We start from the raw sequence: 16118 nt of genomic DNA, 5'->3' as shown, positions 1-16118 counted from the left end.
GGCGCGCAGTGTAAGGCAAGCGGCTGATGTGTGTGTGAAAGGCCTGACGGACGTCAGTGTGCCAACTGCCGCGCGACCCAGTGCAGCAGCGGAAAGATCATGCCCCAGAGGACCGCCAGGCCGATAACGGTCGGCACGGTGCCATAGCCGAAACTGACTCCGGCCAACTGGCTGCCGGCGTAATAAGACAACGGCCCGCCCACCGCCCCCAATACGCTGGCGCGCCACCAGGGGTGGGCGCTCCAGGCCAGGCAATGGCGCAGGGTGGTTGCCAGCAGCGCCCACAACAGGATCAGCCAAAAAGGCGCCAGCGGCCCGGGCAAGCTGAAATGAAACACACCAAAGGCGCGCAGCGCGGTGTCGATCACCGTGCCCAGCAAGGTCACGGCCAGCATCACCTGGCCTTCTTCCGACCACGAACTTATCCACAGCAGGTGGACCGCCAGCACCGCCACTCCTACCAACAGCCACAGGCTGTCGCCGCCCAACACGCAGGCAAACCAACCGCACTGGAACAGCACGGCATTGGCCAGCGGTTTAAGCATCAAAGCGCCCGAGCAGGGGCTGGGTCAGGGCCGCCGGCTTGGCCAGGAGCATCTGTGCGGTGCCAATGGTGCGTTCCATAAAGCCGCCCTCGCAGTAGCACAGGTAAAACTCCCACAGCCGCAGGAAATATTCGTCGTAGCCCATTTCCGTCAGGCGGCTGTGGGCGCGGCGAAAGTTCTCATGCCACAGGCGCAGGGTTCGTGCGTAGTGCAGGCCGAAATCCTCCATGTGCAGCAGGTTCATGTCGGTGTCGCGGCTGACGATCTCGAGCATTTTCTGCACGCAGGGTAAGGCGCCGCCGGGGAAAATGTAGCGCTGGATGAAATCCACGCTGCTCTTGGCCTGTTCGTAGCGCTGCTCGCGAATGGTGATGGCTTGCAGCAACATCAGGCCGTTGCTCTTGAGCAACTGCGCGCATTGTTTGAAGTAGGTCGGCAGAAAGCGATGGCCCACGGCTTCGATCATCTCGATGGACACCAGCTTGTCGTACTGGCCGGTCAGGTCGCGGTAGTCCTCCAGCAGCAGTGTCACCTGATTCTGCAAACCCAGGGCCTCGATACGTTTTTCGGTGTAGGCAAACTGCTCTTTGGACAAGGTCGTGGTGGTGACCTTGCAGCCATACTGCTGCGCGGCATAGATCGCCATGCTGCCCCAGCCGGTGCCGATTTCCAGCAGATGGTCCGACGGTTTCAGCGCGAGCTTCTGGCAAATGCGTTCGAGCTTGTTCAGCTGTGCCTGTTCCAGGGTGTCGTCGGCGGTGAGGAACTGTGCGGCCGAATACATCATGGTGGGATCGAGGAATTCTTCGAACAGGTCATTGCCCAGGTCGTAGTGGGCGGCGATGTTTTTCTGCGAGCCCTTGCGGGTATTGCGGTTGAGCCAGTGCAGGCCTTGGGTGAAGGGCCGCGCGAGTTTCGCCAGGCCACCTTCCAGCGCATCCAGCACGTCGAGGTTGCTGACCATCACCCGCACCACGGCAGTCAGGTCCGGGCTGCTCCAGTAGCCATGAATAAATGCCTCGCCCGCGCCGATGGAACCGTTGGCTGCCACCAGCCCCCACACGGCCGAATCGAGGATCTGGATTTCCCCCAGCAGGTGCGCTTCCCGTGCGCCGAAGACTTGTCGCTCACCGTCCTCGATCACCACCAACTGGCCGTGGCGCAGTTGGCCGAGCTGGCGCAGCACCGCTTTGCGCAACAGCGCGGCGGTCATGCCGTTGACGTTCAAGCGATTGGATTTGACCGATAAGCTAGGGGATTTCATGGCGGCGATCCTTGGTGTACCCGACTGCGGTGCGAGAAGCGCCTTCGGCGGCGTGATGGGAAAAAATCGGCGTGCGTTTAAGCAAGAGGCGCAGGGCCTGCCAATAAATGGCCAGGCAGGTCTTGGCGGTCATCCACGGGAAGCGCCACAAATAACGGTGCAGGCTGGCGCGGTTCAATGCCTCGCGTTGCAGGCTCAAGGTGGCGTCGAAGACTTTCAGCTCGCCCTGCCAGTCGGCCATGTGCACGCCGAGTCTGGCGGCGGGCGGGCTGAAACTCATGCGGTATTCCAGGTCCCGGGGCAAAAACGGCGACACATGAAAGGCCTTGGCCACGGCGAAGTGCTGATGCTCACCAGCAGGCAGCGCCATGGCCGGCAACACGTAGTGATAGCGTTCGCGCCACGGGGTGTTGGTCACTTCACACAGAATCGCGGCCAAGGTGCCATCGGCCTCGAAACAGTAGAAGAAACTCACCGGATTAAAAGCCAGGCCCCAACTGCGGGCCTGGGTCAGCAGGCAGATTGCGCCCTCGGGGATGCGCCCGAGGGCCTTGCCGACTTCTTGGCGCACGGCATCGGTCAAGCTCATGCCGTGACGGGTAAACTCACGCAGGTAGTCCTGCTGGCGAAACGCGAACGGCGCCCAGCGGTCACCGGCCAATGGCGACAAGCCGAACACTTCGTTTTGTTCGCTGAGGTCCAGGTACAGCAGGCCTATCCGATAACGGAAGGTGTGGCCCTTGGGCGTAAAACGCCGATGGGCGATCCAGCCGCTGTACAGGGCGCTGTTCACAGGGTTTCCCCAAACGCCTTGGCCACGCGCAACGCGCTGACCACGCCGTCTTCGTGGAAACCGTTGGCCCAATAGGCGCCGCAATAATAGGTGTGCTGCGTGCCGTGCAATTCTTCCCAGCGCGCTTGAGCGGCCACGGCGGCCAGGCTGTATTGCGGGTGGGCGTAGGTGTAGCGGGCGAGGACTTTGAGCGGGTTGATCATCGCCGTCTGGTTGAGGCTGACGCAAAAGGTGGTGGCGCTGTCGATGCCCTGCAGAATGTTCATGTCGTAGGTCACGGCAGCCTGTTTTTGCGTGTTGCTGTTCAGGCGGTAATTCCAGCTGGCCCAGGCCAGTTTGCGCTGGGGCAGCAAGCGGGTGTCGGTGTGCAGGACGACGTCGTTGTCGGCGTAGGGCAAGGCGCCGAGGATCTGTTGCTCGGCCAGGCTCGCATCCCCCAGCAACCCCAGGGCCTGGTCGCTGTGGCAGGCGAACACCACTTTGTCGAACGCCTCGCTGCCCGCCGCGCTGTGGATAACCACGCCGATGGGGGTGCGCTCAACCCGGGTGACGGGGCAATTGAGGCGAATTTTTTCACGGAAGGATTGGGTCAGCGGCTCGATATAGCGGCTGGACCCGCCTTCGATCACGCACCACTGCGGGCGGTTACTTACCGATAACAAACCGTGGTTCTTGAAGAACCGCACGAAGAATTGCAGGGGAAACCCGAGCATGTCAGCCAGGGACATCGACCAGATCGCCGCCCCCATCGGCACGATGTAGTGCTGGATAAATCGCTGGCCGTAGCCGCCCGCTTGCAGGTACTCGCCCAGGGTCATTTCGGCATTGATGCGTTGCGCTTGCAGGTCCAGCGGTGCCTGGCGGTTGAAGCGCAGGATGTCGCGCAACATGCCCCAGAACCCCGGCGACAGAATATTGCGGCGCTGGGCGAACAGGCTGTTGAGGTTGTTGCCGTTGTACTCAAACCCGGCGTTCGGGTCGCACACCGAAAAACTCATTTCGGTGGGTTTGAACGTCACACCGATCTGCCCCAGCAGCTTGATGAAGTTGGGGTAGGTCCAGTTGTTGAACACGATAAAGCCGGTGTCCACTGCGTAGCTTTTGCCATCCACCGTGACATTCACCGTATGGGTGTGCCCGCCGATGCGGTCGCCCGCTTCGAACAGGGTGATGTCGTGGCGGCGGCTGAGCAGGTAGGCACTGGTCAGCCCGGCAATGCCGCTGCCGATAATGGCGATCTTCACAGCGTGTCCTTGCGCGGCGGCGGACTGCGTAACATGCGTTTGCCGATGATCAGCTTGGCGCGGTTCGGCAGTTTCGACAGCGGCCACAGCGCGGCAATAAACAGGGCAGGGAAGGCAATTTCCAAGGGCCGGTTTTGCAGCTTGGCAAAGATGTGCCGCGCAGCCTTGTCTGCCGGCCAACTCAAGGGCATCGGGAAGTCATTGCGGGCGGTCAGCGGTGTATCGACGAAGCCCGGGCTGACCACGGTGACGTCAATGCCCTCGGGCGACAGGTCGATGCGCAGGGATTCGAACAGATAACGCAGGCCGGCTTTGGAGGCGCCGTAGGCTTCGGCCCTGGGCATCGGCAGGTAGGTCACGGCGCTGGCCACGCCGACCAGGTGCGGTGTATGGCCGGCCCGCAATAGCGGCAGGGCGGCTTCGATGCAGTAACTGCTGGCCAGCAGGTTGGTGCGCACCACGTGCTCGATGATCGAGGAATCAAACTGTTTGGCGTCCACGTATTCGCAGGTGCCGGCATTCAGGATCACGGTGTCCAGCGAGCCCCAGACCCCCGCGATATGCTCGCCAATTTCCCGTACGGTCTGGCTGTTGGTCAGGTCGCCCGCCACCACCAGCACTTGCCCGGGGTACTGCTGGGCGAGCTGTTCCAGTGGCTCTTTGGAGCGGGAACTGACAGCCACATGGGCACCGCTGTCGAGCAGCGCTTTGGCCAGTTCGGCACCGATGCCACTGCTGGCACCGGTCAGCCAATAACGACGGGGCAGCGTAAGGTTCATCCCATTCTCCTTTTCAGCCAACTGACCACGCCGCCGAGGACCGGCACGTGTTCATACAGCAGCGCACCCGCATCGAAATAATCCCGGTGGTGGTACACCTTGTCGCGCCACAGCAGATGCGAGCAGCCTTCGACACGAATCACTTTCCCCCCGCCCAGGCGTGGGTGGCAGAAGCTCATTTTCCAGCGCAGGTAACCTTCGCCTTCAGTCACTTGATCGAAGCCATGGAAGTCAAAACGCAACTGGGTAACGTTGTCGTACAGCTCGGTGAAGTAACGGTGCAGCGCCGGCAGCCCGTGCACTTCGTGCAACGGGTCGGTGAAGCTGACGTCCTTGCTGTACAGGCTGTCGAGCAGGTGCAGGTTGTATTTGTCCACACTGGCAAAGGCCTGGGCGAAGCGGCGCAGAAAGTCACTCATAACCACCCCCGACTGCCTGGCGTGAAGGCAGGCTGCGGAAGGCGGCGAGGGCGCGATCACGGGATTTTTTCAAATCGACGATAGGACGAGGATAGTCCGCCACGCCAAAAAGGCCGCCCACCGCGTCGGGGTTGTGCACTTCCTTTTTGTTCAGCGCCGACAACTGTGGCAGCCAATGCTTGATAAACACGCCTTCACCGTCGAATTTTTCCGACTGGCTCAAGGGGCTGAAAATCCGGAAGTACGGCGCCGAGTCGGTGCCGGTGGACGAACTCCACTGCCAGCCACCGTTGTTCGCCGCCAGGTCGCCGTCGATCAGGTGACGCATGAAAAAGCGCTCGCCTTCGCGCCAGTCGATCAGCAGGTTTTTAGTCAGGAACATCGCCACCACCATGCGCAGGCGATTGTGCATCCAGCCGGTTTCCAGCAATTGGCGCATGGCTGCGTCGATGATCGGCAGGCCGGTGCGGGCTTCCTGCCAGGCCTTCAAGTCTTCCGGGCTGTTGCGCCAGGCCACGGCTTCAGTTTCCGGGCGGAACGCGCGGTGGCGCGAGACCCGTGGGTAACCCACCAGGATATGTTTGTAGAACTCGCGCCACAGCAGCTCGTTGATCCAGGTAATTGCACCGGTGTCGCCGCTTTCGAATTCCCCCTGGTTGCTTTGCAGGGCGGCATGCAGGCATTGGCGCGGCGAAACCACACCGGCGGCCAGGTAGGCCGAAAGTTGGCTGGTGCCGGGCTTGGCCGGGAAATCGCGTTCGTCCTTGTAGTAGCTGATTTGCCCGTCGGCGAATTGATCGAGGCGGCGCCGGGCTTCGGCCTCGCCGGCAGGCCACAGGGCGCGCAAGGCTTCACTTGGGGGGGCAAAACCCTCGACCTGATCCGGGATTGGGTCGCTTTTGAGCTTGAGTGCCGCCTGTGCCTTGGGTGTAGCGACCAGGCGCGGCAAGGCGCCGTGCAGACGGTTGTAGCAGACCTTGCGGAACTGGCTGAACACCTGGAAGTAGGTGCCGGTCTTGGTCAGTACGCTGCCGGGCTGGAAAAACAACTGGTCCAGGTAGTTGTGAAAGGTGACGCCCCGTGCTTCGAGGGCCTGGGCCACGGCGGCGTCGCGGCGCTCTTCGTGGATGCCGTATTCGTCATTGACGTGCACCGACTCGACCGACAGTTCCTGGCACAGGTCTGCCAGGACTTGCGGTGCCTGGTCCCAGGTCGAGGCATGGCGGATCAAAAGAGGAATGTTCAACTCCCCCAGCGCCACGCTCAGGCTCTTGAGGTTGCGCAGCCAGAAGTCGACTTTGCACGGCGCATCATCGTGGGCCAGCCATTGCTCGGGGCTGATCAGGTAGACAGCCGCTGTCGGGCCACGCTGTGCGGCGGCGGCGAGGGCGGTGTTGTCATGTAGGCGCAGGTCGGTGCGCAGCCAGATCAAGTGCATTTAAATAAGTCCACGCTGGATCAGTACCTGATGGGCCGACAATGGGTCCTCGGCCAGGAGCAATTCAGGAATGTCTTGGGTTAATACGGACAGCTCGGCGTGATGGATGCATACCGCTGGTCCGGTTATCAGTTTTGGGCAACTGAAGCCGCTCAAAAGTTTTTCCAGCGCCGACGTATGGAGCGTCTTGCTCGAATACAAGAGCACCGCGCGGGGTTGCAGGTGTTCGACGGCCAGGGCCAGTTCGCCCGCCGGCAATGGCCAGTCGAAGACTTCCACCGGGCAATCGGCGCTGCTGACGAGCCAGGCGGTGAGCCACAGGTGCGGCTCCAGCGGCAGGTCGGAATGGTTGATCAGCAGCAACGGCGCGCCGTTGAGCTGGCGGTTGTTGTGATACATCCGCGCGCCGAATTTGCTGCGCAGCCAGGAATAGAAAAACACCCGCTCCATCTGCGCACCGAACTGGCCTTGCCAGCGCAGTTCAAGCTCCTTGAGCAAGGGCAATAACAGTTGCTCGCACAAGGTGCGTGGCGGATACAGGGCCATGGCCTGGTTGAAGGCGTCATCCACCCGGCGCTCGGCCAGTTCGCTGATGGCCTGCACCAGGTGTTGGCGGCGGTTATGCCATTCGTTTTCCTCCGGCGGTTGGCTGGCGGTTTGTGCGGTGTCGATCAGGCTCTTGACCTGGCTGACCGGCACACCGCGGTTGAGCCAGGTCAGGATGGTGTGGATGCGTTGTACATGCTCGGCACTGAACAGCCGGTGCCCCTTGGGCGTGCGCTGGGGCACGATCAGGCCATAACGCCGCTCCCAGGCGCGCAGGGTCACGGCGTTGACACCGGTCTGGCGCGCCACTTCGCGGATCGGCAGCCAGCCTTGTTCGAGGGCCTCGGCGATGTCATCCACAGGTGCTTGCAGGGGGAAAGTCATAGGTTAAATCGCATTACGCAGGCTGAGGTTTTCCGGGTGCGGTTGCAGGTAAGCCTGCTGCGCGATGTAGCGGTCCGGGTGCTGGCGAAAGTGGTGCTTGAGCAGCGTCAGCGGCACCACCAGCGGCACGATGCCCTGGCGGTATTGGCCAATGATGGTCTGCATTTCCTGTTTGTCTTCGGCGCTGATGGCTTGCTTGAGGTAGCCGCTGATGTGTTGCAGCACGTTGGTGTGGGTGCCGCGTGTGGCGCACTGGGTCAGGGCGCTCATCAGTTCGCTGAAGTAGCCGGCGGCCAAGGCGTCGAGGTCGACGTCCTTGGGCATGCTGCCCAGCAGGTTGCCCAGGCTTTTGTAATGCACGGGGCTGTGGGCCATCAGCAGGTATTTGTAGCGCGAGTGAAATTCCAGCAGGCGATGACGGGTCAGGCCTGCGGCGAGTACCTGCTGCCAAGTGGCGTAGACGAACACCCGGGTCAGGAAATTTTCCCGCAGCACCGGGTCATTCAGCCGACCGTCTTCTTCCACCGGCAGATTGGGGTGGCGCGCGCAGAATGCCTGGGCGTAGATGCCGCGTCCGCCGCCGTCGATGGGCATGCCGTTGTCTTGATAGACCTTGACCCGTTCCAGGCCGCAGGACGGCGATTTCTGCATGAAGATGTAGCCGCAGAGGTCAGTGTGTTCAGCGGCCATTTGCCGGCCGTAATCGTGCAGCGGTTGGGTCACGTTGAGCTCGCGGTGCACGGTGCCGACGGCCTGGGGATTAAGCGGGTCGCCCACCAGGCGAATCGGCTCGCGGGGAATGCCCAGGCCGATGGCGACTTCAGGGCACAGCGGCACGAAGTCGAAATAATCGGCAAGGGTCTGGCTGCACAGTTGGGATTGTTTGTGCCCGCCGTTGAAGCGCACGTTCTCGCCCAACAGGCAGGCGCTGATGGCGATTTTCGGTTTTCCGGTGGCGGGCAGGGTGCTGGACATGGCCAAACCTCAATGAAATTCCTGTACAGACTTAAATTTCTGTACAACTTAATCTCATCATAGGTTTGAAGCTGTACAAGTCAAATAATTTGTACAGGTATTTGCGTAATAGCTATTTCCAGCCGATTTTCCAGTCTTCAGCGTTTTGCAGGGTTTGCCAGGGCAGGCGCTGAACGCGATGGCTCATCACCGCTTCCAGTTCGATTTCCTGCACATCGCCTTCATCGTCGCGCAGCAACTGGGTGACCAGGAAATGTTTTTCCTTGTGCTGCGGGCGGGCTGCTGTCCACTTCGACAGCAGCAACTTGGCGGGATTGATGCGGTTCATTGCAGATGCTCGATCAACCGCCGCGCCGCCTCCTGGCCGCTGAGCCAGGCACCTTCCACACGGCCCGACAGGCACCAGTCGCCACACACGTACAAGCCCAGGTCGGCGTCAGCCAGCACGCCAAATTCATGGCTGGTGGACGGCCGTGCATACAGCCAGCGGTGGGCGAGGGTGAAGGATGGCGCCGGCATGGCGCTGTGCAACAGTTCGGCGAAGGCACCGTGCAGGTGTTCGATCACCGCTTCCTTGGACAGGTCCAGGTGTTGCTTGCTCCAGGTACTGGTGGCGTGCAGTACCCAGGTGTCGAGGGTGGTGTCGCGCCCAGGTTTGCTGCGGTTGCGGGCCAACCAGTCCAGCGGGCTGTCTTGCACGAAGCAGCCTTCCATGGGGGTATCCAAGGGTTTGTCGAAGGCCAGGGCGATGGCCCAGGTCGGGTCCATCTTCACGCCGGCGGCGGCACTCGCGAGTTTGGGCGCGGCGGCCAGCAAGGCGGTGGCTTGGGGCGCCGGGGTGGCAATGACGACGTGGCTGAACGGGCCGTGGCTTTCGCCGTCGGCGTCCAGCAGGTTCCAGTGGTGTTTGCCCTGGAACACTTCGGTGATGCGGCAACCGAACTGCACCGGCAAGTCATCCAGCAGGGCGCGGGTGATCGCACTCATGCGCGGCGTGCCGACCCAGCGGATCTGTTCATCGGGGGAGGGCGTGAGTTGCCCGGACTTGAAGTTGTACAGCTGCGGCTTCCATTGCTCGGCACAACCCTGGGCTTGCCAGCGTTGCACCTCGTTGACGAAGCGTCGGTCGCGGGCGGTGAAGTACTGCGCGCCCATGTCCAGTGCCCCCGCATCGCTGCGCTTGCTGGACATGCGACCGCCACTGCCGCGGCTTTTATCGAAGAGTTGTACAACGTGCCCCGCGTCTTTCAACGCTCGGGCGGCGGAGAGACCGGCGATGCCGGTGCCGATGATCGCGATGGGAACAGTCATGGGAGGCCTCGTTTTACCGTTGGGTACAGACTACGCCGACACCAATAGCTGTACAATATTGTTTTTTGGTATAAGTTTTGGCGTACCTGATCGTTTGGCGTGACCTATGGTTAACCCTGAGGGTTTAACCACCGTTGCGCCCGATTAAAACATTCCTGTTTATAAAATAGACTAACGGTGGTCGGCGAACGTTACACGAGGAACGACTCATGCACATTTTGCTGACCGGCGGTACGGGTTTGATCGGCCGCCAACTTTGCCAATACTGGCTTGCCCAGGGCCATCGCCTCACGGTCTGGAGCCGCCATCCCGAACAAGTGGCCAAATTGTGTGGTGCCCCAGTGCGTGGCATTGCTCGCCTGCAAGACATAAACGAGCCGGTGGACGCGGTGATCAACCTGGCCGGCGCACCGATTGCCGACCGGCCCTGGACGCATAAACGCAAGGCGCTGCTATGGAGCAGCCGCATCGGCCTGACCGAGACCTTGCTGGCATGGCTTGAGGGCCTTGAGCAAAAACCGGCGGTGTTGATTTCCGGTTCTGCGGTCGGCTGGTACGGCGACGGCGGCGAGCGTGAGCTGACCGAAGACAGCGGCCCGGTACAGGACGATTTCGGCAGCCAGCTCTCTATTGCCTGGGAAGAAACCGCCCAGCGCGCCGAAGCATTTGGCATCCGCGTGGTGCTGGTACGTACAGGACTGGTGCTGGCGGCCGAGGGCGGCTTTTTGTCGCGGCTGTTACTGCCGTTCAAACTGGCGCTGGGCGGGCCTATCGGCAATGGTCGGCAGTGGATGCCGTGGGTCCATATAAAGGATCAAATCGCCCTGATTGATTTTCTTCTGCACAAGAGCGATGCCCGCGGTCCTTATAATGCCTGCGCGCCACACCCGGTGCGCAACCTCGAATTCGCCAAGACTTTGGGCAAGGTGCTGCACCGCCCGGCGTTCATGCCCATGCCGGCGTTTGCTTTGCGCATTGGCCTGGGCGAGTTGTCCGGGTTGTTGCTGGGTGGCCAGCGGGCGTTGCCGCAGCGGCTGTTGGCCGCTGGGTTCATTTTCCAGTTCACTGAGTTGCACGCGGCCCTGGACGACTTGTCCAGCCGCCTCTAGAAATAGGATGTTGCATGACGGATCACGCGTTGTTACTGGTCAACCTGGGTTCACCGGCGTCCACCTCGGTGGCGGATGTGCGCAGCTACCTTAATCAATTCCTGATGGACCCTTACGTCATCGACCTGCCGTGGCCGGTTCGGCGCTTGCTGGTGTCGCTGATCCTGATCAAGCGCCCGGAGCAATCGGCCCATGCCTACGCCTCGATCTGGTGGGACGAAGGCTCGCCGCTGGTAGTCCTTAGCCGTCGCCTGCAACAACAGATGACCGCACAGTGGACCCAGGGGCCGGTGGAATTGGCAATGCGCTACGGCGAGCCGTCGATTGAAAGCGTACTGACTCGGCTGGCGTCCCAAGGCATCAAGAAAGTGACCCTGGCGCCGTTGTACCCGCAGTTTGCCGACAGCACCGTGACCACGGTAATCGAAGAGGCTCGGCGCGTGGTGCGGGACAAAAAGCTGGCGATCGCGTTTTCGATTCTGCAGCCGTTCTACGATGAACCGGAGTACCTCGACGCCTTGGCCAACAGCGCCAGAGCCTATGTGGAGCAGGATTTCGATCACCTCCTGCTGAGCTTTCATGGGTTGCCCGAGCGCCACCTGAAAAAGCTCGACCCTACCGGACAGCACTGTTTCAAGGACGCCAACTGCTGCCAGAACGCCTCCCCCGAGGTGCTTGCCACGTGCTATCGCGCGCAGTGCTTCAGTGTTGCGCGGGACTTCGCGGAGCGCCTTGGCTTGCCGGAGGGCAAATGGTCGGTGGCGTTCCAGTCGCGGCTGGGCCGGGCCAAGTGGATCGAACCCTACACCGAGGCACGCCTTGAAGCGTTGGCTCAGCAAGGGGTGAAGAAGTTGCTGGTGATGTGCCCGGCGTTTGTCGCGGACTGCATCGAGACACTGGAGGAGATTGGTGATCGCGGCCTGGAGCAATTCCGCGAAGCGGGGGGCGAGGAGCTGGTGTTGGTGCCTTGCTTGAACGATGACCCGCAGTGGGCGGTGGCGCTCAATACCCTGTGTGAAAGAGCGCCGGTGGCCCTGTAATCAAGCCGAGTGAGGACTAAATGTGGGAGCGGGCTTGCTCGCGAATACGGTGGGTCAGTTAATGAATTTGGCGACTGACATACCGCCTTCGCGAGCAAGCCCGCTCCCACATTGACTGTGCCCACCCTAAATTTTCGGTGTTACTCGTGATGCGGCTCGCCCAGGAAAGTCAGGGAACTGAACAGTCCGCGAGTCGCGACATCAGCATTGTCTTTAAGCGGGATCTCCACCTGCGCCGCAATCACATTCAATCCTTCATTCCTCACCAGCACCTGGGCGCGACCGTCTTTATCGGTCTCGGTGCTCAAGGTGTTCGGTGCATTGCGATAGTCCCCGATCAGCTTGATTCCTGCCGCTGGCTTGCCATCCAGCAGCACCCGTACGGGCAGTGATTTGCCCGGTCCTACGGTCAGCGGGTCAGTTTCCGGCAATATCAGCAGTTTGATCTGATCCAGTTTCGGCAACTTCGCACCCGGTTGGTAGATCGCCAGGCTGTACTTGAAGGTTTGGGTCGACTCAATCGCCCCCGGCACTTTGCTGCGGCCCTCGTTGATCCATTTCTTGTCAGCCGTCTGCGACCACATCCCGTTATCCAGCGCCACGGCCAGAACAGCCGGCGATTTGAGCGGCTTCAGGCGCGCATGGTCGGGCAGGCGTTCCACGGTCACCGGGATCATTTTGCCGCTGGCGTCATAGGCCCAGGCGCCGCTGATTTTCTGGGCCTTGAACGCGTTGTCTTCGGCGCCGTGGCCGTAGATCACTTCGATATTGCCGCGCCGTTGTTCAGTCCACAGCCCGTGGGCCGAGACTTGGGTGGCAAACAGCAGGCCGAGCACGGCCAGGGATTTGAAGGCTTGCATGGAGACGTCCTTTTACAGGTTGAGGGTCAGGCTGACGGTGAAATTGCGCGGCTCGCCGGGGTTGACCCAGTAATTGCTGTAGGAGCGCTCGTAGTACTTTTCATCGAACAGGTTGTTGAGGTTCAGGCCCACGGTGACGTTGTCGCTGGCCTTGTAGTGGGCCAGCAGGTCGACGGTGTGGTAGGCCGGTAATTCAAAGCGTTTGCCGGCTTCGCCGGAGCGGTCGCCAACGTAGGTAAAGGCCGCGCCGAGGTCGGAGCCACGCAGCGGGCCGTCCTGGAATTCATACACCCCAAGCACGCTGCCGCTCCGTTTGGCCACGCCGAGAATCCGGCTGCCCGTAGGGATCACTGTGTCACCTTCAGTCACTTTGGCGTCGATGTAGGCAAAGGCGCCGATCACCCTTACCGCGTCAGTCACTTGCCCGGTCAGTTGCAGGTCGAAACCCTGGCTGCGGGCCTTGCCCATGGCCCGTTGGGTGTCGGTGGCCGGGTCCAGGGTCAAGACATTTTCTTTCTCGATATGGAAGACGGCGAGGGTGGTACTCAGGCGGTCGTCGAGCAGTTCGCTCTTGATCCCGATTTCATAACCCACGCCTTCCTCCGGCTTGAAGGATTTGCCGCCGGCGTCCAGGCCATTGTTGGGTTTGAACGAGGTGGAGGCGTTGGCGAACAGGCCCACTTCGGGCGTCAACTGATAGAGCAGGCCGGCGCGTTGGGTCAGGGCGTCATGAGTCTGCTGGCTTTTGGCGTGGTTGCGGGCGAAGTCGTCGGTGTGTTGTTCGACGTGTTCGAAGCGCGCGCCGATCATCCCGCGCAGGCGGTCGGTGAAGATGATCTGATCCTGCAGGTTCAGCGCCTGGCTCTTCACCTGTTCGAAAAAGTCGGTGCCCGAGCGCTTGCCATTGGGCTTTGGCTGGCCGTAGACCGGGTTGTAGATGTCGATGGCGTAGTCGCCGCCAGCAATCGCCGTCACTCGTTCTTTCTTGCGGTAGTCTTCGTATTCGGTACCCATCAGCAACTCGTGCTGCCAGCTGCCGATGTCGAACCGGCCACGTAGCTCGAGTTGGGTGATGCTGTCGTGCCAACCAGTGGAGCGTTCGCGGTAGCGACGGTTGAGGGTGTGGCCGTCGGCATCCAGTGGGCGGTTTTCCGAGGCATCGCCCCACAGGCTGCCCTGTTTGTAGTGGCTGGCCAGGCGCAGTTGCCAGGCATCGTTGAGGTGATGCTCGAGGGTGGCTTGCAGGCGGTTGTTGTGGTTACGGATATCGCCGTCGTTGGGCTCGCCGAGGAAGGTCGAGCGGGAAACGCCGCTCCAGCGGTTGTTGGGCGCGACGATGCCACGGTCGAAGGTGGAGCGGTGGCGCACGAATTCGCTTTCCACCAGCAGGCGGGTGTCCGGGTCCAGTTGCCAACTGATGGAGGGTGCGACGAAGACCCGTTTGGCCTCCACGTGGTCACGGAAGCTGTGGTTGTCTTCCACCGCCAGGTTGACCCGTGACAACACGTTACCGTCGCTGTCGAGCGGCGTGTTCACGTCCAGTGCGGTGCGATAGCGGTCCCAACTGCCGGCACTGGTCTGCACGGTGGTGAAGGCTTCAGGTTGCGGCTTCTTGCTGACGATATTCACCGTGCCGCCCGGGTCGCCACGGCCATACAGGCTGGCGGCGGGGCCCTTGAGCACTTCGATGCGTTCGATATTGGCGGCATCCGGTGTGCTCGGGTAACCGCGGTTGGCGCTGAAACCGTCCACGTAAAACTCTGACGTGGTGAAGCCGCGGACGCTGTATTCGTAGAGCGTCAGGCCGCCGAAGTTGTTCTGTCTGGATACGCCGCCGGCAAATTCCAGGGCACGCTCGACGTTGGTACTGCCCAGGTCCTTGAGCACCGAGGCAGGAATCACGCTGATGGATTGTGGGATGTCTCGCAGGGCGGTGTCGGTTTTGGTGGCGCTGGCGGAGCGGGTGGCGCGATAGCCTTTGACCGGGCCAGTGGCTGATTCGTACGCCTCGCTGGTGATGCGGGTGGCCTCCAGTTCAAGGGTGGCAGTGTCTTCGGCGTAGGCGGGGTCCACCAGCAAACCCAGGGCGATTCCCGCCAGTGGGGCAAATCTTCGAGACGGCATGATAGAACGTTCCAATAGCGATATTGAAACAATATAACATCTCTATTGAAGGTAATTTTCTTCTGAAACATTAGGTAACAGGAGCCCTGAAACGGGCTCCTTCAGAGGTTATTCCTCTTCTTTCACCGGCGCCGGCGGCGGACGCAGGCCGATTTCTGCCGACAGCTTGATTTCCTTGCCATTGCGCATCACCTGGATCGCCACCTTGTCGGTCGGCTTGATCCGCGCCACCTGGTTCATCGACTTGCGGCCATCACCGGCCGGTTCGCCGTCGATGCTGAGGATCACATCACCCAGTTGCAGGCCGGCTTTCTGCGCCGGGCCGTCGCGGAAGATCCCGGCGACCACGATGCCTGGGCGCCCGGTCAGGCCAAACGACTCGGCCAGTTCCTTGGTCAGCGGTTGTACTTCAATCCCCAGCCAGCCACGAATCACCTGGCCATGCTCGATGATCGACTTCATCACTTCCGTGGCGAGTTTGACCGGGATGGCGAAGCCGATGCCCTGGGAGCCGCCGGACTTGGAGAAGATCGCGGTGTTGATGCCGGTCAGGTTGCCGTTGGCATCCACCAGCGCGCCGCCGGAGTTGCCCGGGTTGATCGCCGCGTCGGTCTGGATAAAGTCTTCGTAGCTGTTGAGGCCCAACTGGTTACGCCCGGTGGCGCTGATGATGCCCATGGTCACGGTCTGTCCCACCCCGAACGGGTTGCCGATGGCCAGCGCCACGTCACCTACGCGCAAGCCTTCGGAACGGCCGATGGTGATCGAAGGCAGGTTTTTCAGATCGATTTTCAGCACCGCAAGGTCGGTTTCCGGGTCGCTGCCGACCACCCGGGCCAGGGTTTCCCGGCCATCACGCAGGGCCACGACAATCTGGTCGGCGCCGGTGGTCACGTGGTTATTGGTGAGGATGTAGCCTTCCGGGCTCATGATCACGCCGGAGCCGAGGCTGGATTCCATCCGTCGCTGCTTGGGCGAGTTGTCGCCGAAAAAGCGCCGGAACTGCGGGTCTTCAAACAGCGGATGTGCCGGTTTGTTGATGACCTTGGTGGTGTACAGGTTCACCACCGCAGGCGCGGCGATCACCACCGCGTCGGCGTAAGTCACCGGGCCTTGTACCACCGCGCTGGTTTGCGGTGCCTGTTGCAGGTTGACATCGAGGGTCGGCAGGCCGACCAGTTGTGGATAACGCTGAATAATCAGCATCGCGATCAGCACGCCAGCCAACAATGGCCATCCAAAAAAACGCAGTGCCTTGAGCATTAAGAAAAATCCTGACGGGTTGCA

At 61.4% G+C, this 16118-nt stretch carries 16 protein-coding genes; 2 read left to right on the top strand and 14 right to left on the bottom strand.

Annotation, left to right across the window (positions count from 1 at the left end; all coding sequences use genetic code 11):
• Positions 1 to 53 precede the first annotated feature (53 nt).
• The 11 genes from LIY45_RS19925 to LIY45_RS19875 all read right to left on the bottom strand — a co-directional run bounded on the left by LIY45_RS19925 (position 54) and on the right by LIY45_RS19875 (position 9698).
• Positions 54 to 545 carry a DUF2878 domain-containing protein gene (locus tag LIY45_RS19925; RefSeq protein WP_226477337.1) on the bottom strand — a complete coding sequence of 164 codons (492 nt, stop codon included), beginning with the start codon at positions 543 to 545 and terminating at the stop codon, positions 54 to 56.
• On the bottom strand, positions 538 to 1809 hold the full coding sequence (locus LIY45_RS19920) for a cyclopropane-fatty-acyl-phospholipid synthase family protein (protein ID WP_017475993.1): 1272 nt from the start codon (positions 1807 to 1809) through the stop codon (positions 538 to 540). Before LIY45_RS19920 ends, LIY45_RS19925 begins: the two co-directional genes overlap by 8 nt.
• The gene (locus tag LIY45_RS19915; protein WP_226477336.1) at positions 1796 to 2602 is read right to left on the bottom strand and encodes a DUF1365 domain-containing protein; all 807 of its coding nucleotides are present in this window, start codon (positions 2600 to 2602) and stop codon (positions 1796 to 1798) included. Before LIY45_RS19915 ends, LIY45_RS19920 begins: the two co-directional genes overlap by 14 nt.
• Positions 2599 to 3846 (bottom strand): FAD-dependent oxidoreductase, encoded by a 1248-nt coding sequence (locus LIY45_RS19910; protein WP_226477335.1) that lies wholly within the window; start codon positions 3844 to 3846, stop codon positions 2599 to 2601. Before LIY45_RS19910 ends, LIY45_RS19915 begins: the two co-directional genes overlap by 4 nt.
• A complete protein-coding gene (locus LIY45_RS19905; protein WP_226477334.1) occupies positions 3843 to 4625 on the bottom strand; it encodes an SDR family NAD(P)-dependent oxidoreductase in 783 nt (260 codons plus the stop codon). The genes LIY45_RS19910 and LIY45_RS19905 overlap by 4 nt, the downstream gene beginning before the upstream one ends.
• Positions 4622 to 5044 carry a nuclear transport factor 2 family protein gene (locus tag LIY45_RS19900; protein WP_226477333.1) on the bottom strand — a complete coding sequence of 141 codons (423 nt, stop codon included), beginning with the start codon at positions 5042 to 5044 and terminating at the stop codon, positions 4622 to 4624. Before LIY45_RS19900 ends, LIY45_RS19905 begins: the two co-directional genes overlap by 4 nt.
• A complete protein-coding gene (gene phrB / locus LIY45_RS19895) occupies positions 5037 to 6482 on the bottom strand; it encodes a deoxyribodipyrimidine photo-lyase (RefSeq protein WP_226477332.1) in 1446 nt (481 codons plus the stop codon). The genes LIY45_RS19900 and phrB overlap by 8 nt, the downstream gene beginning before the upstream one ends.
• Positions 6483 to 7412: a MerR family transcriptional regulator gene (locus tag LIY45_RS19890; RefSeq protein WP_226477331.1), complete on the bottom strand. Its 930-nt coding sequence runs from the start codon at positions 7410 to 7412 to the stop codon at positions 6483 to 6485.
• Positions 7413 to 7415: 3 nt separating this feature from the next.
• The gene (locus LIY45_RS19885; RefSeq protein ID WP_226477330.1) at positions 7416 to 8387 is read right to left on the bottom strand and encodes a DUF523 and DUF1722 domain-containing protein; all 972 of its coding nucleotides are present in this window, start codon (positions 8385 to 8387) and stop codon (positions 7416 to 7418) included.
• Between the two features lie 112 nt (positions 8388 to 8499).
• Positions 8500 to 8715 (bottom strand): TIGR02450 family Trp-rich protein, encoded by a 216-nt coding sequence (locus tag LIY45_RS19880; protein WP_226477329.1) that lies wholly within the window; start codon positions 8713 to 8715, stop codon positions 8500 to 8502.
• Positions 8712 to 9698, bottom strand: coding sequence for an FAD-dependent oxidoreductase (locus tag LIY45_RS19875; RefSeq protein WP_226477328.1), 987 nt, complete (start codon positions 9696 to 9698; stop codon positions 8712 to 8714). The genes LIY45_RS19880 and LIY45_RS19875 overlap by 4 nt, the downstream gene beginning before the upstream one ends.
• Positions 9699 to 9907: 209 nt before the next feature.
• Here LIY45_RS19875 and LIY45_RS19870 point away from each other — a divergent pair, with 209 nt between their 5' ends.
• Together LIY45_RS19870 and hemH are read left to right on the top strand one after the other, a co-directional pair.
• Positions 9908 to 10807 (top strand): TIGR01777 family oxidoreductase, encoded by a 900-nt coding sequence (locus tag LIY45_RS19870; RefSeq protein WP_017476003.1) that lies wholly within the window; start codon positions 9908 to 9910, stop codon positions 10805 to 10807.
• Between the two features lie 14 nt (positions 10808 to 10821).
• On the top strand, positions 10822 to 11847 hold the full coding sequence (gene hemH, locus LIY45_RS19865; protein ID WP_017476004.1) for a ferrochelatase: 1026 nt from the start codon (positions 10822 to 10824) through the stop codon (positions 11845 to 11847).
• Between the two features lie 140 nt (positions 11848 to 11987).
• Here hemH and LIY45_RS19860 read toward each other — a convergent pair whose 3' ends face one another.
• From LIY45_RS19860 to algW, 3 genes are all read right to left on the bottom strand, one after another.
• On the bottom strand, positions 11988 to 12707 hold the full coding sequence (locus LIY45_RS19860; protein WP_226477327.1) for a DUF4198 domain-containing protein: 720 nt from the start codon (positions 12705 to 12707) through the stop codon (positions 11988 to 11990).
• Positions 12708 to 12719: 12 nt separating this feature from the next.
• Positions 12720 to 14831 carry a TonB-dependent siderophore receptor gene (locus tag LIY45_RS19855; RefSeq protein WP_226477326.1) on the bottom strand — a complete coding sequence of 704 codons (2112 nt, stop codon included), beginning with the start codon at positions 14829 to 14831 and terminating at the stop codon, positions 12720 to 12722.
• A gap of 108 nt (positions 14832 to 14939) precedes the next feature.
• On the bottom strand, positions 14940 to 16094 hold the full coding sequence (gene algW / locus LIY45_RS19850) for a Do family serine endopeptidase AlgW (RefSeq protein WP_017476007.1): 1155 nt from the start codon (positions 16092 to 16094) through the stop codon (positions 14940 to 14942).
• Positions 16095 to 16118 lie beyond the last annotated feature (24 nt).

Origin of the sequence: Pseudomonas sp. MWU16-30323, assembly GCF_020515595.1 — a bacterium.
In the GTDB taxonomy this organism is placed as follows: domain Bacteria; phylum Pseudomonadota; class Gammaproteobacteria; order Pseudomonadales; family Pseudomonadaceae; genus Aquipseudomonas; species Aquipseudomonas yamanorum.
Note: the sequence above shows the minus strand (reverse complement) of the source record. Positions and strands in the feature narration are given on the sequence as shown.